Raw genomic sequence first — 25731 nt, 5'->3', positions numbered from 1 at the left:
GGAGATCCATCATGAACGACAACAAACGTCAGTACGGACAAGAGATCAAAGGCCATCTGCTCACCGGGATATCCTGGATGATCCCGCTAATCGTCGCCGCCGGGATCTGTATCGCGCTCGGCCAGGTGATTGGCGGGCCGGATGTCGGCAAGCAAACCGGCACTATCGCCTGGATGTTGAACCAGATCGGCGGCTGGGGCATGGGCTTGATCGTGCCGCTGATCAGCGCGGCCATCGCCTACTCCATCGCCGATCGTCCCGGCTTTGCGCCCGGTTTGATCGTCGGTTTTATCTGCGGGCAGATCGGCACCGGTTTTATCGGCGGTATGCTCGGCGGCTTCCTGGTGGGTTACACGGTATTGCTGTTGCGCCGCACCATTAAGCTGCCGCAGTCGATGCAGGGGTTGATGCCGATTATGGTGCTGCCGGTGTTGAGCACCATCATCGCCGGTCTGTTGATGATGACCTTTATTGGCCAGCCGATTGTCTGGCTGCAGAAGGCGCTGATTCATCTGCTGGAATCGATGCAGGGCGGATCGAAGTTTGTGCTGGGTGCGGTGCTGGGTGCGATGGCGACTTTTGACTTCGGCGGCCCCATCAACAAAACCATGTCGCTGTTCGCCGACGGCATGCTGGTCGACGGAATTTATGGCCCGGAAGCAGTGAAGTTTGTCGGCTCAATGATTCCGCCGTTTGGCATCACGCTGTCGTATCTGCTGACGCGCCATAAGTACACCAAAGCGGAGAAAGAGGCGCTGAAAGCCGCCTTCCCGATGGGTATCTGCATGATTACCGAAGGGGTGATTCCGATTGCGGCGCGTGACCTGCTGCGTGTGGTCGGCAGCTGCGTGGTGGCCTCTGCCATCGCCGGTGGGCTGATTATGGTGTGGGGCGTGGAAGCACCAGTGCCGCACGGCGGCATGTTTGTGGTGCCGCTGTTCACCAAACCGCTGATGTTCTGTCTGGCGCTGGGCATCGGCACCGTGGTATGCGGCGTGATGCTGTCGCTGATGAAGAAACCAGTGACGCAGGCAGATGAAGAGTTCGATGACGTGGAAGCCCCTGGCGTCCGCGACGAAGAGATCAAATTCACACTGGAATAAGGAGCCACCATGTTTGCCATGATGAATGACCTGATTCAGGCCGCCGCTAAGCAGCAGTATGCCGTGCTGGCGATAAACTGCTTCAACCTTGAAACCGCGCGGGCGGCGATTCAGGCCGCCGAACAGCAGCGTGCACCGCTGATATTGAATGTCTATCAGGGTCACAGCACGCACTTCCCACCCGCCGTGGCCGTGCCGCTGGTGCAGGCGCTGGCGAAAGACGCCACGGTACCGGTTGCCCTTGCGCTGGACCACGGCAAGGCCTTTCCGCTGATTGGTCAGGCGTTTCGCGCCGGCTTTACCGGCCTGATGATCGATGCCTCTGCCGATCCGCTGGCCGAAAATATTCGCCAGACCGCAGCGGTAGTGAAGATGGCGCACACCGCTGGCGTTTGCGTCGAAGGCGAGCTGGGGCATATCGCCGATGCGCCGACCTACGAGTTAGCCGATGCCTCCGTGAAGATGACGCAGGTTGCCGACGTGCTGCCGTTTATCGAGCAAACCGATATCGATTTGCTGGCGATTTCAGTGGGCACCGCGCACGGCCTTTATCCGGCAGGCGTGAAGCCGAAGATTGATTTCCAGCGCTTGCAGGAGCTGCATGCGGTCTCAACACGCCCATTGGCACTGCATGGCGGTTCGGGCACACCCGCCGAGGATATTCGCCGCGTTAGTCAGCATGGTGTAGCGAAGATTAACGTCGGTGCCGCCGTGTTTGATGCCGGTAAAAACGCGGTTGAGCAGGCGCTGAAACAGCATCCGCACGCGGAACTGGCCGATCTGCTTGGGCTGATGGAATCCGCCTGCCGTGAAGTGGTGATTGAGTATCTGAGCTGGTCGGGATCGGCTGGCAAAGCGTAGTGCTGAAACGAACGCACGTGATTTGACGCATGAATACGCACCTGAAAAGCCGCTTCGGTCATCGCGATTTAAAGCAGCGGCAAGATACCGCGCGATAAATCGTGCAGCAACAGGATGCAGAAGCATTTCCCTTTTTATCCATCATCGGGTCGGCGCACGCGTCGGCTCTGGTAAAACTCACGTTGAGGAAATATTAACATGTTGATTTCAATGAAAGAGATGTTGGCACCGACTCGTGAACACCGCTACGCCATCGGCGCATTTAACGTGGCAGACAGCTGCTTTATCCGTGCCGTGGTGGAGGAAGCCGAAGCCACCAACACTCCGGCGATCATCTCGATTCACCCGAGTGAGCTGGAGTTTGTGACCGATGAATTCTTTGGCTATGTGCGGGAACGCACGCTGAAGAGCAAAGTGCCCTTCACCATTCACCTCGACCACGGTGCATCGATTGCGCAGGTGCTGCGCGCCATCCAATGTGGATTTACGTCGGTGATGATCGATGGATCACTGCTGCCGTACGAAGAGAACGTGGCGCTGACCAAAGAGGTGGTGAAGCTGGCGCATTCGGTGGGCGTGTCGGTGGAAGGTGAACTCGGCACCATTGGCGATACCGGCACCACCGTGGAAGGTGGCGTTAGCAAGGTGATCTATACCGAACCGGCGCAGGCAGAAGATTTTATCCAGCGCACCGGCGTCGATACCCTGGCAGTGGCAATTGGCACCGCACACGGTATCTATCCAAAAGATATGAAGCCGGAACTGCAGATGCATATTCTGAAGGATATTGCTCAACGCACCGATATTCCGCTGGTGCTGCACGGTGGTTCTGCTAACCCGGATGCGGAGATTGCTGAGGCGGTGACCCTCGGCGTGGGCAAAATCAATATTTCCAGCGATATGAAGTACGCCTACTTCGCTAAACTGCGCGAAATTCTGGCGCGTGAAACCTGGTGGGATCCCAATGTGATTTATCCGGAAGCGATTACCGCCGCCAAAGCAGTGATTCGCTACAAGATGAATCTGTTTGGTGGATTGGGTAAAGCGAGTTTGTATCGCTGAGTGCTCGAATGGGGCCACGTTGCCCCTTTTGAGCCACGCAATAATCGCGCCGCTCCAGTAGCGGCGCGATGCATCAGGCCTGAGTTTACTTAATCACACCCAGCCACTGCGAGGCGATCTGCGCATATTCGCCGGTGGCGGTGCTGAGATGTAGCCACTGATCGACATACAGTTTCCAGCTCATATCATCACGCGGAATCATGTAGGCTTTCTCACCATACTGCATCGGCTTATCCGGATTGATGGCACACAGCGTGGGGTAATGCTTCATCTGGAACAATGCTTCGGACGCATCCGTAATCATCACATCGGCTTTCTTATCCACCAGCTGCTGGAAAATACCGACGTTATCGGCCAGTTGCAGCGTCGACTGCGGTAAGTGGCTGTGCACAAAGGCTTCATTGGTGCCGCCAGCCGGTTCAATCACCCGCACGCTCGGCTTGTTGATCTGCGCGACGGTTTGGTATTTGTCTTTATCATCACAGCGCACCAGCGGGATTTTGCCATCCACACCCAGCGGCTCGGCAAACCAGGCTATCTGCTGGCGTTTTAAGGTAACGGACACGCCACCCAGCGCGATATCACACTGCTTCGCCACGAAATCGTCACTCATGGTTTTCCAGGTGGTCGGCACCCACTGCACTTTGGCGCCCAGACTTGCCGCCAGTGACTGCGCCATGCTGATATCCAGCCCTTCATACTGCCCATCGCTGCGCAGATAGCTGTAAGGCTTGTAGTCTCCCGTGGTACAGACTTTCAGGGTTTTACTGCTACGAATCTCGTCGAGGTGGGATTGCGCCGACGCAGCGCCACTCACCAGAAGTAATGCACTCAGTATCGCGGTTTTCATGGTTTCTTCTTTTTTATGTTGATGTTGGTTTGCGCGCGGATTGTTGCATAGCCCTGCGCATTGTTGCTTTATTAGCAAAAGTCTTGTGATCAATCACGCATTTTTTTGCTTCGCCTGCGCGCGTACAGTGTGCGCCATCAACGGGAAACGGAGCGAATCATCCATGAGCAATATTTTAATCATCGACGGCGGTAAAACTTTTGCCCACTCGAAAGGCGAACTGAATCACACCCTCACTGACGTGGCAGCCAGCCAGCTGCGCGATCTGGGCCATAACGTGGTGGTCACCCTTGCAGACAGCGATTACAACGTGGCAGAAGAAGTGCAGAAATATCTCGACAGCGATGTGGTGATTTATCAGATGCCTGGCTGGTGGATGGGCGAGCCGTGGACGGTGAAAAAATACATTGATGACGTGTTCACCGAAGGCCACGGTTCACTGTATGCCAGTGATGGCCGTACGCGCAGCGATGCGGGCAAAAAGTACGGTTCAGGCGGTCTGATTCAGGGCAAAAAATACATGCTGTCGCTGACGTGGAATGCACCGCTGGAAGCGTTTAATGATCCTGAGCAGTTCTTCGAAGGCGTGGGCGTGGATGGTCTCTATCTGCACTTCCACAAAGCCAACCAGTTCCTTGGCATGGAAGGTTTACCGACCTTTATCTGTAACGATGTGATCAAGATGCCGGACGTGCCGCGCGATATCGAACGTTATCGGACTCATCTCAGCCAGATCTTTGCTTAACTGTAAGCACACCGGGAAAAGAGGAAGCGCTATGTTAACCGTCGTTGCAGAAATTTGCGTCAAGCCAGGCCGCCGTCATGTGGTGCTGGATGCCATCAATAAATTGATCCCCACCGTGCTGGAAGAAGAGGGTTGCCATCAGTATGACGCGCTGGTTGACCATCAGGCGCAGGTGCCGTGGAAGCAAAATTCCCCAGATTCCATTTTCATGCTGGAGCAGTGGGAATCGCTGCGCCATCTTGAGCAGCATCAGCAAATGCCGCATATGGATGCGCATCGCGCCACGATTAAAGACGATGTGGTGGATGTGAAGATCCTGGTATTAGAGCCGGTTCGTTAATCGTCTAAGCCTCTGCCTATGCAGGGGCTTTTTTATAGCAGGCGATCTTGTTCTATCTTCTCGCGCAGAAAATCGAGAAAACAGGTAATGCGCGAGGTCAGAGATTGATTACGGTAATACACGGCGTGAATCGGCAGGCGCCATTCGCGCGTTTCCTGCTCCAGCACCTGCACTAAATCGCCCCGCTCGCGATCTTTACGGCTGACAAAATCAGACAGGCGCGCAATGCCCTGTCCTGCTAACGCCAGCTGACGCAACGTCTCGCCACTGGAAGCCGACAGCGTGGGCTTAATCTGCAAAAACTCACCCTCACTTTGCCAAACAGGCCAGACATTGTGTGCATCCAACTGACTGAAGCCGAGCAGCTGATGAGCTGCTAACGCCTCAACTGATTCCGGGCTGCCATACTGCTGCAGGTAAGCCGGGCTCGCCACTAAACGCGTGGCGCTGCTGCCCAGCACGCGGGCACGCAGCGTAGAATCACGCAACTCCCCGACGCGAATCGCGATATCGGTCTGCTGCTCCAGCAAATCGATCATGATGTCGTCGGTATTCAACTCCAGCTGAATCAGCGGGTAACGCTGTCGAAATTCCGCCACCAGCGGCACGATCACGTGCAGCATAAAGGGGGCGTTGGCATTGATGCGCAATCTGCCTGAAGGAATGTCTCGGCGCTGGGCGATCTGCTCTTCTGCCAGTTCTACCGACGAAAGGATCTGGCGCGCATGATCGAGGAAGATCAAGCCTTCCTCGGTAAGCGCGAGACGCCGCGTGGTGCGGTGCATTAGCGTGGTTTGTAATTTGCTTTCCAGCCGACTCAACGCCCGGCTGATACCAGAACTGGTTTGATCGAGCTGCTCGGCCGCCGCTGTGATTGAGCCGGTATCCACCACCGCCACCCAGGCGCGTAGCTCTTCCAGTGTGATTTTCACGTTCCTTTCCCCGGTAAAAATGTTTGGCTTGCCCAAATAACAAGGGACGCCGCAGCGTCCCAGGTCATCAAGCTTCCAGGTCGGCGAGGTCGCCTTTTTCCTGTAGCCAGTTACGGCGATCTTCAGAACGCTTTTTCGCCAGCAGCATGTCCATCACGCGCAGCGTCTGCTCGACATCATCATCGCTGACTGTCAGCTGCACCAGACGACGGGTGTTCGGGTCGAGCGTGGTTTCACGCAGCTGCAGCGGGTTCATCTCACCCAGACCTTTGAAGCGCTGTACGTTCGGTTTGCCCTTCTTGCGCTTCAGCTGCTCTAGCACGCCCTCTTTCTCGTCTTCATCCAACGCGTAAAAGACTTCTTTGCCGAGATCGATGCGATACAGCGGTGGCATGGCGACATAAACATGGCCATGTTGCACCAGCGAGCGGAAGTGCTTCACAAACAGCGCACACAACAAGGTGGCGATGTGTAAGCCATCGGAGTCCGCATCCGCAAGGATACAGATCTTGCCGTAACGCAGTTGGCTCAGATCTTCACTGTCGGGATCGATACCGATCGCCACAGAAATATCATGAACTTCCTGCGAGGCCAGCACTTCGTCCGATGAGACTTCCCAGGTGTTCAGGATCTTACCTTTAAGCGGCATGATCGCCTGATAATCACGATCGCGCGCCTGCTTGGCCGATCCACCTGCGGAGTCCCCTTCCACCAGGAAGAGTTCGGTGCGATTCAGATCCTGTGCACTACAGTCTGCCAGTTTGCCCGGCAGTGCGGGTCCGCTGGTGAGCTTTTTACGCACCACTTTCTTGGCCGCGCGCATACGACGCTGAGCACTGGAGATCGCCAGTTCGGCCAGCATTTCGGCGGCTTGCACGTTCTGGTTCAACCACAAGCTGAAAGCATCTTTTACGATAGCCGAGACAAATGCCGCGCACTGACGCGAAGAGAGACGCTCTTTGGTTTGACCGGCGAACTGTGGATCCTGCATTTTGACCGACAGCACGTAGGCGCAGCGATCCCAAATATCTTCCGCAGACAGTTTTACGCCGCGTGGCAGGATATTGCGGAACTCGCAGAACTCACGCATCGCATCCAGCAAGCCCTGACGCAGACCGTTAACGTGCGTCCCGCCTTGCATAGTGGGAATCAGGTTGACGTAGCTTTCGGTCAGCAGTTCGCCGCCTTCTGGTAGCCATAGTAACGCCCAATCCACCGCTTCCACATCACCGGCAAAGCTGCCGACAAAGGGTTTTTCCGGCAAGGTGGGGAGGCCGTTGACTGCTTCTGATAAGTAATCAGAGAGGCCGCCATGATAGAGCCATGTCTGCTCGGTATCATTGACCTTGTCTTTAAACACGATCTCCACGCCCGGACACAGCACCGCTTTGGCTTTCAACACATGCGTCAGGCGCGACACCGAGAAGCGTGGACTGTCGAAGAAACTCTCATCCGGCCAGAAATGCACGCGCGTGCCCGTGTTACGTTTGCCGACCGTGCCGGTCACCGTCAGATCCTGCACTTTATCGCCATTTTCGAAGGCAATATCGTAGATCTCGCCATTGCGGCGCACGGTGACTTCAACGCGTTTTGACAGGGCGTTGACCACCGAAATCCCCACGCCGTGCAAGCCGCCGGAGAACTGGTAGTTTTTGTTGGAGAATTTACCGCCCGCATGCAGACGGCAAAGAATCAGCTCAACCGCTGGCACACCCTCTTCCGGATGGATATCTACCGGCATGCCGCGACCGTCATCGATGACTTCCAGTGACTGATCCGCATGCAGGATCACTTCCACGCGCCTGGCGTGACCCGCCAGCGCCTCATCGACACTGTTATCGATCACTTCCTGGCCCAGATGGTTTGGGCGCGTGGTATCGGTGTACATCCCCGGACGACGACGCACCGGTTCAAGGCCGGTTAAGACCTCAATGGCATCGGCATTATAACTTGATTGGCTCATCGTAACTGTCTGATTAGCAATAGGAATAGGGGTCCATCTCGCAGCAATCAGGGAGCATTTAGTCCCAGAAAATCAATGATCTGCGCAAAATGGCGTTCGAATCCGATATAAGCATGATTGCCACCCTCTTCGACCGTTTGGCGGCATGCGCTGTAGTATTCCAGCGCCTGGCGGTAATCGAGTACTTCATCGCCGGTCTGTTGCAGCAGCCAGAGTAAATCGGGCGCTTCGAGAGGGTCAATCTGCATGACTTTCAGATCGTAAATGTGGCGTGACTCTAACACATATTGCTGGCCGGTGTAGGGATTACGGTTCTCGCCGAGGTAATCCACCAGCAGCTCAAACGGGCGCACCGCTGGATTGACCACCACCGCAGGCAGCATAAAGCATTGCGAGAGCCAGGTAGCGAAGTAGCCCCCGAGCGACGATCCCACCAGGCCGAGCGGTTCACCGGCGTACTGCATCACCAGCTCTTCCAGCATGCTGGCGGCTTCGGCGGGGAACGTGGGCAGCTGCGGCACCAGAACATTAATGTGCGGATGATGTTGCGCTACCCACTGCTGCAGTTGTGTGGCTTTGGCCGATTGCGGAGAGCTGTTGAATCCGTGCAGATAGATCAGCGCCGCCATCGCTTAGTAGCCCTCGGAATCTAAATCGGGGCGGAACAGATCGCTTTGCAGACGATTCACTTCGGTCTCCAGTAAGCCATCTGCCTTCAGAGTTAACCAGCGCCAACCTGGCGCGACGTTATCGATGGTGAAGTTGGTGCAATGCGGTTTGAACTGCACGCAGGTCGAAGGAGAAGCCAGCACGCGACGACCATGCCAGTCGAGATCTAATTCCTGATGAATGTGGCCACACACCAGATTACGCGCACGCGGGAAGTGTTGCAGCACCGCTTCTAATTGATGGGGATTGCGCAAGCTATGCTGATCCAGCCAGGTACAGCCGGAAGCGAGCGGATGATGGTGCAGCAGCACCAGCGTATGGCGCTCAGGATGCAGGCGCAGCGCCTTGTCGAGCCACTCGAGTTGGTATTCGCTTAACATGCCATGCGGCACACCAAAGACCTGACTATCCAGCAGCACCAGCTGCCAGTGCTCACCCAACAGCACATGTTTATCGGAAGCGATACCGGCATCGGCGAGCGTATTGACCATCGCGGGCTGAAAATCGTGATTCCCCGGCAGCCAGACACACGGTTTCGGCAGGCGTGAAATGCCCGCTACAAAGTGTTGATAAGCTTCGACGGTGTGATCCTGGGCGAGATCGCCGGTGGCGATAATCAAATCATAATCGCGCTGTTGTGCCATGATGGCGTCCAGCACCGCATCAAAACTCGACCAGGTATTTACCCCAAGCAGCGATTGATGTTTTCCTGCAAAAAGATGGGTGTCCGTGATTTGTAAAATCCTGATATCGGCCCCATTTGCCGCAGGAAGAGTAAGCAGGCTATCCAAAGCGTTTCCTTTCTCTCCACGCCATAGTTGTATGCTATCAGCAGACCGGCACTGCTACAGCGCCGTGCGCCAGACAATAGCGCAACCAATCTGCAAGAAACTGGTTAATCTGATGTTTTTCATCGCGCTGATGCAGTTTTTTATTAGGGTAATCATAGCGCGCTTTGAAGCGATAGATCTGCTGAGTGGAACACACTTCAGCGACCATCGCATCATGGTACAGCCGAACGGACATGGATGGCAGGCTCCAGTAACTTACTGCCGGGGCCACCTGGCGAATCTCCACCAGCGTGGTATAACGCGTCGACTCTTGAATAGTCAGCTGATAACGGGCGCCGCTCACCTGATAGATCACCGACGCGCCTGCCTCGTCATCACGCGGCAGCAGGCGACGCAGTTGGGCGAAATTGGTTTCGCACAATCGCATCATTTCGGGAAAGTCAGGGGTATAGCGCTGTTTCATTTTAGCTTCCACTCTTGTCGTAGTTTTTCATGGTGCAACGCCAGCCATTGCAGGGCGATGACAGATGCCGCGTTATCAATAATCCCCTCTTCCACCCAGCGATAAGCCTGTTCGCGGCTCACCACATGGACAAGAATATCCTCATTCTCTTCCTCCAGCCCGTGATTTCCCTCTGCCAGGCTGGCATCCACTTCGCCCACCAGCACCGACAAACGTTCAGACGTTCCGCCTGGGCTGGCTAAGTAATTCACTATCGGTTTCACACGCCCGACCTTGAGGCCTGCTTCTTCTCCGGCTTCGCGACGCGCCACATCTTCCGGCGTTTCACCGGGTTCAATGATACCGGCCACCATTTCCAGCAGCCAGGGCGTTGGGCTGGAATCATAAGCCGGGATGCGAATCTGTTCGATTAGCACCACTTCGTCGCGTAAGGGATCATAGGGTAGCAGCACGGCGGCGTGTCCGCGCTCAAAAACTTCGCGTACCACCTCACCGCTCATCTCGCCATTAAAGCGGCGATGGCGGAAACGGTAGCTAATAATGGAAAAAAAACCATCGTAGCGTGTATCGCGTGCAATAATTTCTACATCGTTTTTTGTGAAAGTCACAGGGGATTTTTTTTCACCCGCCATCATCTGGTTCCTTATGCAGATTGGGATGGAGCGAAGAAAAGCCAACCCTTGTGCTCCGTCCGAGTGGTTCTTTCTGAATTATTTACGTAAATTAGGGGAAGAAGGCACGTTCAGCCAACTTATCTCTGACGCCGCCTCTGTAGAATCGGCGATTATTTTTTGGCTTACCTGCAGCACTACCAGTGCAATTTGCTGCAACAAAAGGAATGCAAATGAAAAAACTGCTCCCACTTTTTATTGGGTTGAGCCTGGGCGGATTTAGCCTTGCCAGCCAGGCAGAGAACCTGTTGCAGGTTTACCAGCAGGCGCGCCTTAGCAACCCGGATCTGCGTGCTTCAGCCGCTGACCGTGATGCAGCCTTTGAGAAAATTAACGAAGCGCGTAGCCCTTTATTGCCACAGCTCGGTCTGGGCGCAGATTATACCTATAACAACGGTTACCGTGACAGCAGCGGTCTTCATTCCAACACGACCAGCGCTTCTCTGCAATTAACACAAACCATTTTCGATATGTCGAAATGGCGTGCGCTGTCGCTGCAGGAAAAAACCGCCGGGATTCAGGATGTGACTTATCAGGTTGCACAGCAGGATCTGATTCTGAATACCGCAACGGCGTATTTCAACGTGTTGAAGGCGATTGATACCCTTTCTTACACAGAAGCGCAGAAACAGTCGATCTACCGCGAATTGGATCAAACCACCCAACGCTTCAACGTGGGTCTGGTGGCGATCACTGACGTGCAGAACGCCCGTGCGCAGTACGACAGTGTGCTGGCCAGCGAAGTGACCGCGCGTAACAACCTTGATAACGCGGTGGAATCGCTGCGTCAGATTACCGGTATGGATTATCTGGCACTGGCTTCACTGAATATCGATCGTTTCAAAACTGCACGCCCGGATGCCGTTGCTTCCTTGCTGAAGCAGGCTGAAAGCCGCAATCTCAGCCTGTTATCTGCACGTTTGAGCCAGGACCTGGCGCGCGAGCAAATTCGCTCTGCTGAATCTGGTCATATGCCAACGCTGGATCTGACTGCCTCTACTGGTGTGTCTAACAGCAAATATGGCGGCAGCCGTGCTAACCAGAGTTCTGGCACCACTGACTCCATCACGGGTTCCAACCAGGTTGGCCTGAGCTTCTCCCTGCCGCTGTACAGCGGTGGTTCGGTGACCTCGCAGGTGAAACAGGCGCAGTACAACTTTGTTGCCGCAAGCGAACAGCTGGAAGGCGCACATCGTAGTGCGATCCAGACCGTACGTTCGTCCTTCAACAACGTTAACGCGTCGATCAGCAGCATCGATGCTTACAAACAGGCCGTTGTGTCTGCTCAGAGCTCATTGGATGCGATGGAAGCCGGTTATCAGGTGGGTACCCGTACCATCGTTGATGTGCTGGATGCGACCACAACCCTGTTCAACTCTAAACAGCAACTTTCTGATGCGCGTTACAGCTACCTGATTAACCAGCTGAACATCAAATATGCGCTGGGTACGTTGAATGAGCAGGACCTGCAGCAGCTGAACAGCACGCTGGGCAAGGAAATCACCACCGCACCTGAAGTGGTGGCTCCGGAAAACAGCCAGCAGGCTTCACGTGTCGATAATGGCCCGAAAACTTCGGCACCTTCAGCCGCCGCGAAAGCGCGCCCGGCTGCCGCGCACAGCAGCGGAAATCCTTTCGGTAATTAATCCCTTAAGGGGCCGCTTGCGGCCCCTTTCGCATTCAAACGTATAACAACGTAAAGATCCCCCAGCCATCCGGCTTCTCGCTTCATTTTCCACCACTCATCACCTATCCTAAGCCCCACCTTTGGGCACAGGATGAAAATAATGAAACGGACTAAACATATTCGTCATGCCGCTTTTCGTAAAAGCTGGCAGGCACGCCATTTAACGCCAGTGGCACTCGCGGTGACCGCAGTGTTTATGCTGGCTGGCTGCGAACAAAGCGATGAGACAGTATCGCTGTACCAAAACGCGGATGATTGTGCGAAAGCTAACCCTAGCCAGAGCGCGCAATGTACCACTGCGTATAACAATGCGAAGAAAGAAGCCGAACGCACCGCACCGAAATACGCCACGCGCGAAGATTGCGTCGCAGAGTTCGGTGAGAATCAGTGCCAGCAAACACCTGCCCAGGCCGGTGTCGGTAGCACCAACAATGCCGAAGCGCAGCAGAGCGGTAGCTTCTGGATGCCGCTGATGGCCGGTTACATGATGGGTCGCATGATGGGCGGCGGCGCGGGCTTTGCGCAGCAACCGCTGTTCTCACCGAAAACCCCGAACAGCCCGGCTAACGGCCAGTTTGTCGATGCTTCCGGCAAAAACTATGGTGCAGCGACCTCAGGCCGCAGCATGAACGTGCCGAAAACCGCCATGGCACCTAAGCCAGCGACCACCTCCACCATCACCCGTGGTGGCTTCGGTGAAACCGTTGCGAAACAAAACACCATGCAGCGCAGCAATGCCACCAGCACCAATCGCAGCAGCACTGGCAGCAGCCGCTCGATGGGAGGCTAAGCCGCAATATGCAACGTATTGCTATCAGCGAACGTCCGGACTGGCGTGAAAAAGCCAACGAATATGGCTTCCAGTTTCACACCATGTACGGTGAACCTTATTGGTGTGAAGACGCTTACTACCAGTTCACCCTCGCACAGGTTGAGCAATTGGAAGATACCACCGCTGAACTGCATCAGATGTGTCTGCAGGCGGTGGAAAAAGTGGTGAACAGTGATGAACTGCTCACCCGCTTCTGCATTCCCAAACACACCTGGGACTTCGTACGAGACTCGTGGAAGCTGCGTCAGCCGTCGCTCTATTCCCGCCTGGATTTAGCCTGGGACGGTAAAGGCGATGCCAAGCTGCTGGAGAATAACGCCGACACGCCGACCTCTCTGTATGAAGCCGCCTTTTTCCAGTGGATCTGGCTGGAAGATCAAGTCAATGCGGGCAACCTGCCACAAGGCAGTGACCAGTTTAATAGCCTGCAGGAAAAGTTGATTGAGCGCTTTGCCGCGTTGCATCAGGAGCACGGTTTTAACTGGCTGCACTTTGCCTGCTGCCGTGACACCGAAGAAGATCGCGCCACAGTACAGTACATGCAGGATTGCGCCACCGAAGCCGGCCTGCCGAATGAATTCCTGTATATCGATGAAATTGGGTTGGGTGAAAGAGGCCAGTTTACCGATCAGCACGATCAGGTGATCAGCAACCTGTTTAAGCTCTACCCGTGGGAATTCATGCTGCGTGAAGTGTTCTCCACCAAACTGGCGGATGCCGGTGTGCGTTGGTTAGAACCGGCATGGAAAAGTATTATCTCGAATAAAGCGCTGCTGCCGCTATTGTGGGAGATGTTCCCTGACCATCCCAACCTGCTGCCTGCCTACTTTGCCGATGATAAAAATGCCCCGCAGATGGACAAGTACGTGGTGAAACCGCTGTTTTCACGTGAAGGTGCCAATATTCGCATCATCGAAAACGGCCAGGAGATCGCCCGTGCTGACGGTCCGTACGGCGAAGAAGGGATGATCATCCAGCAATTCCATCCGTTGCCGAAGTTCGGCGACAGCTACACCTTGATCGGTAGCTGGCTGATTGACGATCAACCTGCTGGTATCGGCATTCGTGAAGATCGCGCGCTGATCACTCAGGATCTGTCACGCTTCTACCCGCATACCTTTATCGAATAAATGCTGTGCCGCCCGTGAGACACGGGCGGCCAGTGCATTAACTGACCTGCACCGAAAGCATACTGATTGCGCCCATCTCCATCCCTTCCACCGGAATGCTGATCGACTCCTCCTCGGCACGCGCGCCGAGGATATAGAGCAACGGCAGATAGTGCTCTGGCGTTGGGTTGGACATCTCTGCACCTTCGTGTTGCAGATAATTCACCAGTGGATGATCCGCTGCTTCGCCGGCAAAGCTCAAATTCTCACGCACAAATTCATTGAAGCTTTCTGCCCATGGATAGCTTGTGGCGGCACCCTGCCAGCGCAGCATCCGCAAGTTATGCACCACGTTACCGCTGGCGACGATCATCACCCCTTCGTCACGCAGCGATGCCAGTTTACGACCCAGTTCGAAGTGCCATTCCGCTGGTTTTGTCCCATCGATACTTAACTGCACCACCGGGATATCGGCTTGCGGGTACATTTTGGCTAACACGCCCCATGAGCCGTGATCAAATCCCCACTCCTGGTCGGCATGCACGTCAATCGGTGCCAGCAAATCGATCACTTGCTGTGCCAGTTCTGGCGAGCCCGGTGCTGGATAACGCACATCAAACAGCGCCTGCGGGAAGCCACCAAAATCATGGATGGTGCGAGGATTATGCATGGCCGTTACCGCCGTACCGCGTGTGTACCAGTGTGCCGACACCGCGAGAATGGCGCGCGGACGTGGCAATGTTGCACCCAGATGCTGCCATGCGCGGGTATAGGTATTGTCTTCCAGTACGTTCATCGGGCTGCCGTGACCTAAAAACAGGGCGGGCATACGGTTGTGGCTCATGATGGTTCCTCTGACGAAAGTGTCGCTTTATTAGCCGCTACGATACGCGCTTTCGTGCCGGGATTAACGCTGATAACTGTGATGATCTCTATCAGGGAATTTGAATAAGAAATGGCGGAGTGGATGGACGGTGAAAATGGGGTTTTAAGATGTACTTATGCGCTATAAAAAATCCGCAGCCTGGAAAGCCGCGGATCTTTTGATGACGATAACTGAGGCTTAGCTTGCCTGGCGCGTTTCACGCTCGCGGCGATAAGCCACCAGATCTTCAATCGTTACGACCGGCATATCGTGTTGTTTGGCAAACACAATCGCTTCTGGCGCATGCGCCATGCTGCCGTCGTCATTGGTCAATTCACACAGCACACCGGCGGGTTTGAAGCCTGCTAATGTCACCAAATCGATGGTGGCTTCAGTGTGACCACCACGCGTCAGCACACCGCCTTCGCGCGCGCGCAGCGGGAAAACATGGCCTGGACGGTTGAGATCGCTCGGCTTCGCGCCATCTGCCACAGCGGCACGAATGGTGGTGACGCGGTCAGCGGCAGAAACACCGGTGGTGACACCTTCCGCTGCTTCGATGGTGACGGTAAAGCCGGTGCCATAAGAGCTGGTGTTGGTTTCTACCATCATCGGCAGATCCAACTGCTGGCGGCGTTCTTCAGTAATGCACAAGCAGACAATGCCGCTGCCGTGGCGAATGGTTAATGCCATTTGCTCTACGGTCATGGTTTCGGCGGCAAAGATCATGTCACCTTCGTTTTCACGATTTTCATCGTCGAGCACCATCACACCGCGACCGTTACGCAGCGCATCGATGGCGCGTTCTACACGCTGTTCCGGCGTGCCAAATTCAGAAAGAAGCGTCTGATTCATGGTAAAAAACCTTATAAAAAATATATGAGTTACCAGAACCAGGGCGTGCTTAGGAGTGCGCAAATAATACACATGGCAAAAACGTGACGCGGGCGTAAGCCCGGCTGATGTCGTTACCCTCTCCCATCCGGACTCTAACCGTCGGCCCCGGAATTACACCGGATCTGCTGACCTTTCACTTTGCAGCGAAAGCGCTCGCGGGCTTTCAGCCGAAGCTGATTTACCGCCGGTGGGGAATTTCGCCCCGCCCTGAGAATAAGCGAGGTCACTATAACGCCAATCATCTGGACGGGCAATCGACAAAAGCGCAAATGCTTTTGCATTTACTGCGATGCGGAATTCAGGTTTAACCTTTTCGTTTCAGGCATTACACTTAACCTTTGTTGAGTCGGAACACGTGCTGTTATCAGCCACCGCAACCAGGAAATCATCATGATCGACACGAAAAAAATTGAACAACTGGCTCGCCAGGTCCATGAAGCCATGCCAAAAGGGATTCGCGACTTTGGCGACGATGTCGAAAAGAAAATTCGTCAGGTATTGCAGGCGCAGTTAACCCGCATGGATTTAGTTAATCGTGAAGAGTTTGATGTGCAGACGCAGGTACTGCTGCGCACGCGCGAGAAGTTGGCCGCACTGGAACAGCGCCTGGCAAAACTGGAGAGTGAGAGCCCAGCCGCACCGGCGCCTGCGGTGGTGACACCGGACCCGGCGGGTAAGATCGACACTCCGCAGTAATTCGCTGACTCGGCGGCGTATATTGCTCGAAAACACTCGCTGAGCTTACATTGCTCGCAGACAACAACAGGCGGCCATTAGGCCGCCTGTTTAGTCAGAATACGCTTGCTTCTTCGCTCGCCGTGAGTGATAGCGAATCATCTGGAATCTTAGTGCTCGCGTGAGTGGCTGCGAATCATTGAAAACCCCAGTGCTCGCTTTTGATGACAGCGAATCTTCTGGGATCTCAATGCTCATCATGAGTGGCTGCGAATCGTCTTGATGATGTTAGTGGTGGAGATACCGTCTTCAAAGTTCAGCACGCGCACGTCACCGCCGTTGGCCCAAACCTCTTTACTGCCCGCGATATCTTCCGGCTTATAATCACCGCCCTTCACCAGCAGATCCGGTAACACACCTGCAATCAAACGCTGTGGCGTATCTTCTTCAAACAGCACCACCCAATCCACCGCTTCCAGCGCACCGAGCACGATCATACGGTTTTCCTGCGGGTTAACCGGACGGGTTTCACCTTTCAGACGTTTGGTGGAAGCATCGCTGTTCACCGCCACAATCAGACGGTCACCCAGCTTACGTGCATTGGCAAGATAGGAAACGTGGCCCGCATGCAAGATGTCGAACACGCCGTTGGTCATCACCACTTTCTCTCCGCGCTGACGCGCCAGCGCCACCGCTGCTTTAAGCTCGGCTTCGGTCATCACACCAAACCCGCTGTCCGGGCGGGCGTGAATGGCGTTTTCCAGCTCAACGGTGCTCACGGTTGATGTGCCGAGTTTACCCACGACCACGCCCGCTGCGGCATTGGCGAAGAAACAGGCTTCTTCCAGACTGTCTCCGGCCGCCAGCACGGCGGCCAGCACGCCAATCACCGTGTCACCTGCACCGGTGACGTCAAACACTTCCTGCGCCTGCGTCGGCAGATGCAGCGGCGCTTTGCCCGGTTGCAGCAACGTCATGCCGTTTTCAGAGCGGGTGACCAGCAGCGCGGAGAGCTCATAATCGGCGATGAGCTGCATGCCGCGGCTGACAATCTCTTCCACGGTTTTGCATTTACCCACCACGGCTTCGAATTCAGACAGGTTTGGCGTCAGCAGAGTCGCACCGCGATAGCGCTCAAAATCCGTGCCTTTCGGGTCGATCAACACCGGCACGTTGGCTTCACGCGCCAGCTGAATCATGGTTTGCACGCTGCTCAACGCGCCTTTGGCGTAATCTGACAGCACCAGTGCACCGGCCTGCGCCAGCGATTGACGCATACGATCGTGAATAGGCTGTGGATCAACCTGCTCGAAACCCTCTTCGAAATCGAGGCGGATCAGCTGCTGGTTGCGAGAAAGCACGCGCAGTTTGGTGATGGTGGGATGGCTTTTCACCGCGACAAAATCACAATCGACTTTGACCTTTTCCAGCGTCTCACTCAGCACACGTGCCGCATCGTCTTCACCGGTCAGGCCAATCAAACGCGAACCAGCACCCAGTGCAGCAATGTTCATCGCCACGTTGGCCGCGCCGCCTGGACGCTCTTCGATGGTATCGACTTTCACCACCGGTACCGGGGCTTCAGGCGAGATACGGCTGGTTGGGCCATACCAGTAGCGATCTAACATGACATCGCCAACAACCAGCACAGCGGCTTTGCCAAAAGCGGGCAGTGTTACTTTCATTCCAAAGACTCCAGACTACGGTCAAAATTATGCGCGGATAATAACATACCCCGATGAGACTTCGAGCCACAGGTGCATGGGCAGCGCGCCTTCCTGTAGGCCGGGTCACTAAGGGGCGAAGCGTTATTTTACGTTTCCGCGCTATCAGATTCGGTGGCAGCCAGCCAGCGTTGCCAACTGCGATGCACGGCAGCCCGCTCAGTAGCAAAAGATTCCGGTGCGACGTGCCCCGGCAACTCCTGCAATGCCAGATGGTGCAATGCATCACGCAGCGTGACATAGGCGTGAGTCAGCGCCTGCGCTTCTTCTGCATCCATGATCTCCTGACGCGCCATCAACTCAAAAATTCGCACATTGTCCGACCAGCGCGTCAACGCAGGCTGCTCTGCCGCGTAGCCTAAGACAAGATATTGCGCGATGAATTCAATATCGGTGATGCCGCCTTCATCAGTTTTAATCTCCCAGCGTCCTTTGTGTTTGTTGCTGAGGTGGGCGCGCATTTTCTCACGCATTTCACGCACTTCTTTTTGCAGTGCAGGACGCTCACGCGGCAGGCAAAGAATGCCGCGACGGATGTCATTGAAGCGATCGCAGAGCGACGTCTCACCAAACACAATACGCGCACGCACCAGCGCCTGATGTTCCCAGGTCCAGGCTTCATTACGCTGATAATCATCCAAGGCGGCAAAGGTACTCACCAGCATGCCCGCCGCGCCAGACGGACGCAGGCGCGCATCGACTTCATACAAGATGCCTGAGGAGGTGCGCGTGCTGAACAGATGCATCACGCGCTGCGCCAGCCGCAGGTAAAACTGGCGGCCATCAATCACGCGTTCGCCATCAGTTTCCGCATCGTCCGGGCAGTCGTGCAGGAACACCAAATCCAGATCGGAGCTGTAACCCAGCTCCCAGCCACCCAGTTTGCCGTAGCCGACCACGGCAAAACCACGCTCGCTGTTGCTGGTGAGGTGCGAAGGACGACCATAGCGCTGCACCATCATTTGCCACGCTTGCTGCACCACCGATTCGATAATGGCTTCCGCCAGCCAGGTTAAGTGATCACTCACTTTCATCACCGGCAGCGTTTCAGCGATATCGGCAGCAGCAATGCGCAGATGCTGCGCCTGCTTGAACTGTCGCAGCGCTTCCAGCTGCTGTTCTTCATCATCGGTAGGAATGCGCAGCAGATACTGGCGCAATTCATCGCGATACGCATCGGTGGCTGTCGCCTGGTACAGCGTGGCGGGATCGAGCAGTTCATCCAGCAACAGCGGATAACGTGCCAACTGGCTGGCGACCATTGGCGAGGCGGCACACAGGCGAATCAGATGGCGCAGTGCGCCGTGATATTCCGTCAGCAGCTCCAGATAGGTGCTGCGCGTCAACACACCGAGCAGCAGCGGTGTCAGGCGCCCCAGTACCACATCGGCGTCTTCGCGCGGACAAACCTCACTCAGCAGACGCGGCATCAGTTGATCAAGCGCTAAACGCCCACGCGGGCCGATGGTGCGACGACTGACATCCTGGCGGAAACTGTTTAGCGATTCGTACAGCGCATGACGTTGCGCTTCGTTCAGCTGCGGCACAGCAGGAATGAGATCGCTCTCCTCCAGCGTGTCTTGCCACAGGCCTGCGAATTCAGCCAGCTGCGGTTGATCGTCAACATCTGGCGCATCATCACCAATCAGTTCATCAAAGATACTGCGCACGCCTGCCATCTGCTGCTCAAGCTGCACCATCAGCGCATCCCAGTCCGCCGCGCCCATCGCCCAGGCTAAACGCTGGCGATCGAGTGGGTTTTCCGGCAGCGTTTGCGTCTGCTCATCGTTGATGCTTTGCAGCAGATTTTCCAGACGACGCAGGAATAGATAGGCCTCACGCAAATGTTCCACCTGCGCCGTGCTCAGCAAAGCCAGTTCACCGATGGCCTGCAGCGTTGGCAGCAGGGAACGAAGCTGAAGTGAGCGCTCACGTCCACCACGAATGAGCTGGAACACCTGCACGATAAATTCGGTTTCGCGAATGCCGCCCGCCCCGAGTTTGATGTTGTCTTTCAGGCCACGACGCCGTACTTCACGGGCAATCATGCCTTTCATGTTACGCAGTGACTGAATCACACTGAAATCGATGTAGCGGCGATAGACGAACGGACGCAGCATCTGCTGCAGTTCCTGGCTCCAGTGGCCCTGGTCGTCGCCCATCAGGCGCGCTTTGACCATCGCGTAACGCTCCCAGTCGCGGCCCTGCTCCTGATAATAGTCTTCCAGCGCAGCAAAGCTCAGCACCAGCGGACCGCTGTCACCAAACGGGCGCAGACGCATATCCACGCGATAGACGAAACCATCCACGGTAGGCTGATCCAGCACTTTGATCAGGCGCTGACCCATGCGGGTAAAGAATTGAGCGTTATCGAGTTCGCGACGGCCCCCTTGCGTCACGCCGTTTTCCGGCCAGGCAAAGATCAGGTCGATATCGGAAGAGAAGTTGAGTTCGCCGCCGCCCAGTTTGCCCATGCCAAGGATCAGCATGGGCTGCGCTTCACCGGCTTCATTGCACGGCGTGCCGAAATCGCGGCTGCAATCCTGCCACACCCAATCACGAGCGGCAGCGATGAGGATCTCCGCCAGCGTGCTGAGTTGCGTCAGGCTCTGTTCGGTACTGGCGTGTTGCAGCGCCTGCATCCACGCTATACGCACCAACATATGGCGGCGGAACAGGCGCAGTTCGCGCATCAGGGAAGTTTCATTTTCCACGCCCGCCAGCGCCTGATTTAGCCAGGAACTGTAGTGTTGCCACTCATCTGGTAGAGGCGGTTGCTGCTGGAGCTGTTGCCACCACTCCGGATGCTGCTGCAGGTTATCAACGATAAAGTCACTAAAGGTCAGCGCGCCCGCCTGCTCTGCCGTAAAGGCGGAAGGCGGCATATTCAGGCGCTCGGCCACGATAGCTAACTGCGCCTGCATCAGCGCCGGTAACGGTAACAACATCTTCCCTCCCTGATTCGATTGTGCGTCCGACTTAGCGTTTCACTCCGCTATTCAGCCAGAACGGCGATGGCCGAATGGCCAGATTAACCAGTTGAATCAACCCGCGCTCCTGCTGGATGCGAATCGCATGCTGCAGCTCCTGCCAGCCTGCCAGCCAGACATTCACCTCTTCCGCTGGATAAGCCCCTGCCAGCAGATGCACCGCTAAAAGCTGGCGATTCAGGCGCGTGGATTTGTCCTGGAATTCGTTAAACAGCTGCACGTCGACAAAGGTCTCACGCAGATCGGCAGCAATACGGCTGAGCATGATATCGCTGAAGCGTTTGAACGAACCCTGCAGCTTGCTTTTGCTCTTATCATCCAGCCAGTTCTGCCATTGCGACTCCACCAGCCAGTGAGTAAGTGCTAACTGGGCATCAACAGAGACCGTAGAAAAACAGGCGGTTTCCGCATCAATTTCTGCATCCGCTAACAGCTCATCGAGACGCGTCAGCTTCTGGCGCAGATCGCTGCTCGCCTTGCGCGGCACCAGCGCACCAAACAGCGAGAACGCCTGTCGCAGGGTTTCCAGCGCATCCATCACCGCTTCTTTGGCATCGGTATTTCCACGCAGCCACACTTCTTCATGGTACTGCCACTGGTTAAGACCGGCGGTCATCGCGTTGACCATGCCCTGCTCTACTGTGGCTTTAGCGCCGATTTTTTGTAGCGCTAACGCACGCAGCGGACGGGCAGGATTGCCCTGAGCGAGCTGATAACCGCGCGCGGCTTTGCTCAAACTGCCCAGGCGCAGGCCGCCTGCGGTGATCAAGGCTTCAGCGAACTTCAGCATGTCGGCGCGCTGGCCGCTTTTCAGCTCCAGCTCCACTTCGTACAGCGGCTCGCTCAATTCACCTGCGGCAACGTCTCCACGATCAAACGCCACTTCAATTTCGCTCTCACCAAACTGCACCAGCCAGGCTTCACGCTGGAAATGGGTGCTGAACAGCGGTTGCAGGCGCTGCTGTAATGCCGCCACATCGGTGCCTTCTGGCCAGATTTCAGCCGGCAGCTGGGCGATATCCAGCGTTGGCTCGGTGAGGTCGACGTTATATTCCGGGCGCTGATGCAGACCGCCCACGGTTTTTCCGGCGGCCTTCAGCGTCATCTCATAACGCTGATCGACACCGCGGATGCGCAGGCCCATGTCCCAACGACGTAGCTGATTGTCATCGGTCTCAAAATAGATGTTGGTCAGCTCGCGCGCGGCGAAGTGCTGATGTGGCCACGCGGCAAGGGTTTCACCGAGTTTTTCGGCGGCTTGTGGTGTGGCAATGAACTTTAATTCGATTTCGATGGTCATAATTTTTTATTCAATACGCTGCTGGCACTTACGAGTTTAATCTGGCGAAGAGTAATGCACCGGAAGCCCGCTGTCTCCGCTTTCTTGTGCTTTTACGACCCTTTTCGCACCAGATTGAGACCAGGATAGTTCTCATTCAGATTTTTGAGAAGCGTCTCCAGACTGTGCCGGTAATTTTACGCCATTAAGAAAAAACGACATCGAATGAAAAAAATCACACTTGCTGCCCTTTCTTTGCTGGCATTTAGCGCCATCGCCCCCGTTCATGCTGCTGACGAAAAGCGTTATATCTCCGATGAATTATCTACTTGGGTACGCAGCGGCCCGGGCGATCAATATCGCCTGATTGGCAAGCTGAATGCCGGAGAGGAAGTCACCCTGTTGCAGGTCAACAACGATTCCCAATATGGCCAGATTCGTGATGCCGAAGGGAAAACCAACTGGATCCCACTGTCCCAGTTGAGTGCCGAACCGAGCCTGCGCACTCGCGTGCCGCAGCTGGAGCAACAGGTCAAAGATCTCACCGCTAAGCTGGCGAATATCGACAACAGCTGGAATCAGCGTACTTCTGAAATGCAGAGTAAAGTGGCGAACAGCGACGGCACCATTGACGGCCTGAAAGCGGAAAATCAAAAGCTGAAAAATGAGCTGATTGTCGCGCAGAAGAAAGTCAGCGCCGCGAACGTCCAGTTGGATGACAAACAGCGCACCATCATCATGCAGTGGTTTATGTATGGCGGCGGCGTGTTAGGTGTTGGCTTACTGCTTGGTTTGGTGCTGCCGCACATGGTGCCGCGCCGCAAGAAAAACGATCGCTGGATGAACTAAAACCGCCACGCCGATTTGTTCTTTTCTTCAAGGGGATCGTAAGATGCCCCTTTTGGCGTGCCCGATATTTAGCCAAAGTATGCAACAATAACGCAACATGCGTGCACGGCGCGCAGAATACATTGCCTCTGGAGTGGTTGAGTGAAGACGTTTCTGGTCGGTGGCGCGGTGCGTGATGCCTTACTGCGTTTGCCGGTAAAAGATAGAGATTGGGTGGTGGTCGGTGCCACACCTGAAGCGATGCTGGCACAAGGTTATCAGCAGGTGGGCCGGGATTTTCCGGTTTTTTTGCACCCACGCAGTCGTGAAGAGTATGCACTGGCGCGTACCGAACGCAAAAATGGCAAAGGCTACACCGGTTTTGTCACACAATTCGCCCCAGACGTGACGCTGGAGCAGGATTTGCAGCGCCGTGATCTCACCATCAATGCCATTGCGCAGGCCGACGACGGCAGCTTAATCGACCCTTATCGCGGACAGCAGGATTTGGCGAAACGCACCCTGCGCCATGTCTCATCCGCTTTTAACGAAGATCCACTGCGCGTGCTGCGCGTGGCGCGTTTCGCTGCCCGTTTTGCCCACCTCAATTTCCGTGTCGCGGATGAAACGCAGGCTTTAATGCGTGAGATGGCGGAGAGCGGCGAATTAGCTGACCTCACGGCCGAACGCGTGTGGAAAGAGACCGAGAAGGCGCTGCTGACCCGCAATCCGCAGGTCTATTTTCAGGTATTGCGTGACTGCGGCGCATTGCAGGTGCTGTTCCCGGAGCTGGATAACCTGTACGGCATTCCGGCGCCGATCAAATGGCATCCCGAAATTGATACCGGCGTGCACGCGTTAATGACGCTGACGATGTCTGCCGCGCTGTCAGAGGAATTGGACGTGCGCTTCGCCACGCTGTTCCACGATGTCGGTAAAGCGCTGACGCCGCCGGAAAAATGGCCGAGCCATCATGGTCACGGTTTAGCCGGCGTGCCGATTGTTGAAGCACTGTGCCAGCGGCTGCGCGTGCCCAATCAGGTGCGCGATCTGGCACTGGTGGTCACGGAATTCCACGATATCGTCCACACCATTGAACGCCAGTCAGCGGAATCATTGGTTGCCCTGTTCGATCGCATTGATGCATGGCGCAAGCCCGATCGCGTAGAGAAGATGGCACTGACCAGCGAAGCCGATGCGCGTGGTCGCACCGGAATGGAAAGCATGGCCTATCCACAAGGCGATTATCTGCGTCAGGCGTTTGCGCTGGCTCAGGCGGTACCAACGAAGGATGTGGTCGCAGCAGGTTTTAAAGGACCAGCCGTGCGGGAAGAGTTGACGCGTCGTCGGGTGATGGCAGTGCAGGATGGGTTGATCAACGTGCGGCCAGCATAACCGGCCGCACGCCGCGCTTACATGAAGATGGCGTAAACCGCCGCCGCCACGATAAAGCGATAGATAGCGAACGAAACAAACGAAATACGCTTAATCAGTTCCAGGAACACTTTGATCGCCAGCAGAGCAACGATAAAAGCGGTCACGAAGCCGACGGCGAACATTGGGAAATCCTGCATGGTCAGGAAGCCCATGCTCTTGTAGAGATCCAATCCGGTGGCACCAATCATCATCGGCACCGCAAGGATGAATGAGAACTCTGATGCAGCATAACGGCTCACGCCCATCAGCATACCGCCAGAAATGGTGGCACCCGAGCGCGAGAAGCCCGGCCACAGCGCCAGACACTGGAAGCAACCAATCATAAACGCCTGGCGGTAAGTGATATCATCGATACCTACCGCTTTAGGCTGTTTAGGTTTGAAGTACTCAGCCACCAACAGCAACACGCCGCCGACGACCAGTGCGTACATCACGTTAATCGGATTAAACAGGCTTTTGATTTGATCGTGCAGCAGCAAGCCAATCACCACCGCCGGAACCATACCTAACAAAATGTGAATCAGGGTCAGTTTCCCGGTTCCAGTGCCTTCATGCGGCTCTTTACCGAAGTGAATACCAATCAGTCCGAACAGGCGACGCCAGAACATCACCACTACCGCTAAAATTGAACCCAGCTGAATGACGACTTCAAAGGTTTCAGCTTTATCGCCCTCGAAGCCCAACAGATGGCCAACGATGATCATATGGCCCGTAGAAGAGACCGGCAGGAATTCCGTGAGGCCTTCCACAACCCCCAGGATTGCAGCAACCCAAAGCTGGTGAATATCTGCCATCAAAATTTTTCCTCTATCCGTTTTAAACAGTAAAAAGGCGGTCGCAAGGTGCTACCGCCTAAAATTATGCCTGCGCCACGCTGAAGGAAACCTTAAGAAAATCGGCAACTTCGCGTCCGTTAGCGCAACGGCCTCAAGTGAGACACACCATAATTTGGTTTGGT

24 protein-coding genes and 1 riboswitch are annotated in these 25731 nt (G+C 55.4%); of the genes, 11 read left to right on the top strand and 13 right to left on the bottom strand.

What is annotated here, in order from left to right; translation table 11 throughout:
• Positions 1-11: 11 nt before the first annotated feature.
• The 3 genes from FD744_RS15350 (at position 12) to FD744_RS15340 (ending at position 3026) form a co-directional block, all read left to right on the top strand.
• Positions 12-1103 (top strand): PTS fructose transporter subunit IIC, encoded by a 1092-nt coding sequence (locus FD744_RS15350; RefSeq protein ID WP_034828408.1) that lies wholly within the window; start codon positions 12-14, stop codon positions 1101-1103.
• A 9-nt stretch (positions 1104-1112) separates the two neighbouring features.
• On the top strand, positions 1113-1964 hold the full coding sequence (locus FD744_RS15345; RefSeq protein ID WP_160868638.1) for a class II fructose-bisphosphate aldolase: 852 nt from the start codon (positions 1113-1115) through the stop codon (positions 1962-1964).
• Between the two features lie 198 nt (positions 1965-2162).
• The gene (locus tag FD744_RS15340; protein ID WP_034828403.1) at positions 2163-3026 is read left to right on the top strand and encodes a ketose-bisphosphate aldolase; all 864 of its coding nucleotides are present in this window, start codon (positions 2163-2165) and stop codon (positions 3024-3026) included.
• 85 nt (positions 3027-3111) lie between these two features.
• Here the strand turns inward: FD744_RS15340 and FD744_RS15335 are convergent, their stop codons facing one another.
• The gene (locus FD744_RS15335; RefSeq protein WP_045831819.1) at positions 3112-3876 is read right to left on the bottom strand and encodes a transporter substrate-binding domain-containing protein; all 765 of its coding nucleotides are present in this window, start codon (positions 3874-3876) and stop codon (positions 3112-3114) included.
• 163 nt (positions 3877-4039) lie between these two features.
• Between FD744_RS15335 and FD744_RS15330 the strand changes: the two genes are divergently transcribed.
• Both FD744_RS15330 and FD744_RS15325 read left to right on the top strand, forming a co-directional pair.
• The gene (locus tag FD744_RS15330) at positions 4040-4621 is read left to right on the top strand and encodes an NAD(P)H-dependent oxidoreductase (RefSeq protein ID WP_034828398.1); all 582 of its coding nucleotides are present in this window, start codon (positions 4040-4042) and stop codon (positions 4619-4621) included.
• Between the two features lie 31 nt (positions 4622-4652).
• Positions 4653-4961 (top strand): putative quinol monooxygenase, encoded by a 309-nt coding sequence (locus FD744_RS15325; RefSeq protein ID WP_058961933.1) that lies wholly within the window; start codon positions 4653-4655, stop codon positions 4959-4961.
• A 32-nt stretch (positions 4962-4993) separates the two neighbouring features.
• On the opposite strand, the gene FD744_RS15320 is transcribed toward FD744_RS15325, so the two are convergent.
• The 6 genes from FD744_RS15320 to nudF all read right to left on the bottom strand — a co-directional run bounded on the left by FD744_RS15320 (position 4994) and on the right by nudF (position 10411).
• On the bottom strand, positions 4994-5893 hold the full coding sequence (locus FD744_RS15320) for a LysR substrate-binding domain-containing protein (RefSeq protein ID WP_160833685.1): 900 nt from the start codon (positions 5891-5893) through the stop codon (positions 4994-4996).
• Positions 5894-5960: 67 nt separating this feature from the next.
• Positions 5961-7856 carry a DNA topoisomerase IV subunit B gene (gene parE, locus FD744_RS15315; protein WP_160868637.1) on the bottom strand — a complete coding sequence of 632 codons (1896 nt, stop codon included), beginning with the start codon at positions 7854-7856 and terminating at the stop codon, positions 5961-5963.
• Positions 7857-7903: 47 nt separating this feature from the next.
• Complete coding sequence (gene yqiA, locus FD744_RS15310) at positions 7904-8485, bottom strand: esterase YqiA (protein ID WP_058961936.1); 582 nt, start codon at positions 8483-8485, stop codon at positions 7904-7906.
• Between the two features lie 3 nt (positions 8486-8488).
• Entirely contained in the window at positions 8489-9316 is an 828-nt protein-coding gene (gene cpdA, locus FD744_RS15305; RefSeq protein WP_160868636.1) for a 3',5'-cyclic-AMP phosphodiesterase, read from the bottom strand.
• A gap of 37 nt (positions 9317-9353) precedes the next feature.
• Positions 9354-9779: a DUF1249 family protein gene (locus FD744_RS15300; protein WP_034828381.1), complete on the bottom strand. Its 426-nt coding sequence runs from the start codon at positions 9777-9779 to the stop codon at positions 9354-9356.
• The gene (nudF, locus tag FD744_RS15295) at positions 9776-10411 is read right to left on the bottom strand and encodes an ADP-ribose diphosphatase (RefSeq protein WP_058961938.1); all 636 of its coding nucleotides are present in this window, start codon (positions 10409-10411) and stop codon (positions 9776-9778) included. The genes FD744_RS15300 and nudF overlap by 4 nt, the downstream gene beginning before the upstream one ends.
• Positions 10412-10623: 212 nt before the next feature.
• On the opposite strand from nudF, the gene tolC reads away from it, so the two are divergent.
• The 3 genes from tolC to FD744_RS15275 all read left to right on the top strand — a co-directional run bounded on the left by tolC (position 10624) and on the right by FD744_RS15275 (position 14099).
• Complete coding sequence (tolC, locus tag FD744_RS15285; protein ID WP_160868635.1) at positions 10624-12096, top strand: outer membrane channel protein TolC; 1473 nt, start codon at positions 10624-10626, stop codon at positions 12094-12096.
• Between the two features lie 141 nt (positions 12097-12237).
• Positions 12238-12927 carry a DUF1190 family protein gene (locus FD744_RS15280; protein ID WP_160868634.1) on the top strand — a complete coding sequence of 230 codons (690 nt, stop codon included), beginning with the start codon at positions 12238-12240 and terminating at the stop codon, positions 12925-12927.
• An 8-nt stretch (positions 12928-12935) separates the two neighbouring features.
• Positions 12936-14099, top strand: coding sequence for a glutathionylspermidine synthase family protein (locus FD744_RS15275; RefSeq protein WP_160868633.1), 1164 nt, complete (start codon positions 12936-12938; stop codon positions 14097-14099).
• 37 nt (positions 14100-14136) lie between these two features.
• Here the strand turns inward: FD744_RS15275 and ygiD are convergent, their stop codons facing one another.
• The gene (gene ygiD, locus FD744_RS15270; protein ID WP_160868632.1) at positions 14137-14922 is read right to left on the bottom strand and encodes a 4,5-DOPA dioxygenase extradiol; all 786 of its coding nucleotides are present in this window, start codon (positions 14920-14922) and stop codon (positions 14137-14139) included.
• Positions 14923-15141: 219 nt separating this feature from the next.
• Positions 15142-15798 carry a 3,4-dihydroxy-2-butanone-4-phosphate synthase gene (ribB, locus tag FD744_RS15265; RefSeq protein WP_034828370.1) on the bottom strand — a complete coding sequence of 219 codons (657 nt, stop codon included), beginning with the start codon at positions 15796-15798 and terminating at the stop codon, positions 15142-15144.
• A gap of 111 nt (positions 15799-15909) precedes the next feature.
• Positions 15910-16059, bottom strand: a riboswitch (FMN riboswitch).
• Between the two features lie 171 nt (positions 16060-16230).
• Here ribB and FD744_RS15260 point away from each other — a divergent pair.
• Complete coding sequence (locus tag FD744_RS15260; protein WP_034828368.1) at positions 16231-16536, top strand: accessory factor UbiK family protein; 306 nt, start codon at positions 16231-16233, stop codon at positions 16534-16536.
• 236 nt (positions 16537-16772) lie between these two features.
• Here FD744_RS15260 and hldE read toward each other — a convergent pair whose 3' ends face one another.
• From hldE to FD744_RS15245, 3 genes are all read right to left on the bottom strand, one after another.
• Positions 16773-18200, bottom strand: a complete 1428-nt coding sequence (gene hldE / locus FD744_RS15255; protein WP_160868631.1) for a bifunctional D-glycero-beta-D-manno-heptose-7-phosphate kinase/D-glycero-beta-D-manno-heptose 1-phosphate adenylyltransferase HldE — start codon at positions 18198-18200, stop codon at positions 16773-16775.
• 128 nt (positions 18201-18328) lie between these two features.
• Positions 18329-21187 carry a bifunctional [glutamate--ammonia ligase]-adenylyl-L-tyrosine phosphorylase/[glutamate--ammonia-ligase] adenylyltransferase gene (gene glnE / locus FD744_RS15250; protein ID WP_160868630.1) on the bottom strand — a complete coding sequence of 953 codons (2859 nt, stop codon included), beginning with the start codon at positions 21185-21187 and terminating at the stop codon, positions 18329-18331.
• Positions 21188-21218: 31 nt separating this feature from the next.
• The gene (locus FD744_RS15245) at positions 21219-22529 is read right to left on the bottom strand and encodes an inorganic triphosphatase (protein ID WP_160868629.1); all 1311 of its coding nucleotides are present in this window, start codon (positions 22527-22529) and stop codon (positions 21219-21221) included.
• Between the two features lie 204 nt (positions 22530-22733).
• Between FD744_RS15245 and FD744_RS15240 the strand changes: the two genes are divergently transcribed.
• Together FD744_RS15240 and FD744_RS15235 are read left to right on the top strand one after the other, a co-directional pair.
• Complete coding sequence (locus FD744_RS15240; protein ID WP_034828360.1) at positions 22734-23357, top strand: TIGR04211 family SH3 domain-containing protein; 624 nt, start codon at positions 22734-22736, stop codon at positions 23355-23357.
• Positions 23358-23498: 141 nt separating this feature from the next.
• A complete protein-coding gene (locus tag FD744_RS15235; protein WP_034828358.1) occupies positions 23499-24731 on the top strand; it encodes a multifunctional CCA addition/repair protein in 1233 nt (410 codons plus the stop codon).
• A 17-nt stretch (positions 24732-24748) separates the two neighbouring features.
• Here FD744_RS15235 and bacA read toward each other — a convergent pair whose 3' ends face one another.
• A complete protein-coding gene (gene bacA / locus FD744_RS15230; RefSeq protein WP_058959467.1) occupies positions 24749-25567 on the bottom strand; it encodes an undecaprenyl-diphosphate phosphatase in 819 nt (272 codons plus the stop codon).
• Positions 25568-25731 lie beyond the last annotated feature (164 nt).

Source organism: Pantoea sp. Taur (assembly GCF_009830025.1).
Classification (GTDB): Bacteria; Pseudomonadota; Gammaproteobacteria; order Enterobacterales; family Enterobacteriaceae; genus Pantoea; species Pantoea communis.
Note: the sequence above shows the minus strand (reverse complement) of the source record. Positions and strands in the feature narration are given on the sequence as shown.

Excerpts from the sequence above, each read along its gene's own strand:
- FD744_RS15350 (WP_034828408.1), top strand. The coding sequence starts at position 12 with ATGAACGACAACAAACGTCAGTACGGACAAGAGATCAAAGGCCATCTG.
- FD744_RS15345 (WP_160868638.1), top strand. The coding sequence starts at position 1,113 with ATGTTTGCCATGATGAATGACCTGATTCAGGCCGCCGCTAAGCAGCAG.
- FD744_RS15340 (WP_034828403.1), top strand. The coding sequence starts at position 2,163 with ATGTTGATTTCAATGAAAGAGATGTTGGCACCGACTCGTGAACACCGC.
- FD744_RS15335 (WP_045831819.1), bottom strand. The coding sequence starts at position 3,876 with ATGAAAACCGCGATACTGAGTGCATTACTTCTGGTGAGTGGCGCTGCG.
- FD744_RS15330 (WP_034828398.1), top strand. The coding sequence starts at position 4,040 with ATGAGCAATATTTTAATCATCGACGGCGGTAAAACTTTTGCCCACTCG.
- FD744_RS15325 (WP_058961933.1), top strand. The coding sequence starts at position 4,653 with ATGTTAACCGTCGTTGCAGAAATTTGCGTCAAGCCAGGCCGCCGTCAT.
- parE (WP_160868637.1), bottom strand. The coding sequence starts at position 7,856 with ATGAGCCAATCAAGTTATAATGCCGATGCCATTGAGGTCTTAACCGGC.
- yqiA (WP_058961936.1), bottom strand. The coding sequence starts at position 8,485 with ATGGCGGCGCTGATCTATCTGCACGGATTCAACAGCTCTCCGCAATCG.
- FD744_RS15300 (WP_034828381.1), bottom strand. The coding sequence starts at position 9,779 with ATGAAACAGCGCTATACCCCTGACTTTCCCGAAATGATGCGATTGTGC.
- nudF (WP_058961938.1), bottom strand. The coding sequence starts at position 10,411 with ATGGCGGGTGAAAAAAAATCCCCTGTGACTTTCACAAAAAACGATGTA.
- tolC (WP_160868635.1), top strand. The coding sequence starts at position 10,624 with ATGAAAAAACTGCTCCCACTTTTTATTGGGTTGAGCCTGGGCGGATTT.
- FD744_RS15280 (WP_160868634.1), top strand. The coding sequence starts at position 12,238 with ATGAAACGGACTAAACATATTCGTCATGCCGCTTTTCGTAAAAGCTGG.
- FD744_RS15275 (WP_160868633.1), top strand. The coding sequence starts at position 12,936 with ATGCAACGTATTGCTATCAGCGAACGTCCGGACTGGCGTGAAAAAGCC.
- ygiD (WP_160868632.1), bottom strand. The coding sequence starts at position 14,922 with ATGAGCCACAACCGTATGCCCGCCCTGTTTTTAGGTCACGGCAGCCCG.
- ribB (WP_034828370.1), bottom strand. The coding sequence starts at position 15,798 with ATGAATCAGACGCTTCTTTCTGAATTTGGCACGCCGGAACAGCGTGTA.
- FD744_RS15260 (WP_034828368.1), top strand. The coding sequence starts at position 16,231 with ATGATCGACACGAAAAAAATTGAACAACTGGCTCGCCAGGTCCATGAA.
- hldE (WP_160868631.1), bottom strand. The coding sequence starts at position 18,200 with ATGAAAGTAACACTGCCCGCTTTTGGCAAAGCCGCTGTGCTGGTTGTT.
- glnE (WP_160868630.1), bottom strand. The coding sequence starts at position 21,187 with ATGTTGTTACCGTTACCGGCGCTGATGCAGGCGCAGTTAGCTATCGTG.
- FD744_RS15245 (WP_160868629.1), bottom strand. The coding sequence starts at position 22,529 with ATGACCATCGAAATCGAATTAAAGTTCATTGCCACACCACAAGCCGCC.
- FD744_RS15240 (WP_034828360.1), top strand. The coding sequence starts at position 22,734 with ATGAAAAAAATCACACTTGCTGCCCTTTCTTTGCTGGCATTTAGCGCC.
- bacA (WP_058959467.1), bottom strand. The coding sequence starts at position 25,567 with ATGGCAGATATTCACCAGCTTTGGGTTGCTGCAATCCTGGGGGTTGTG.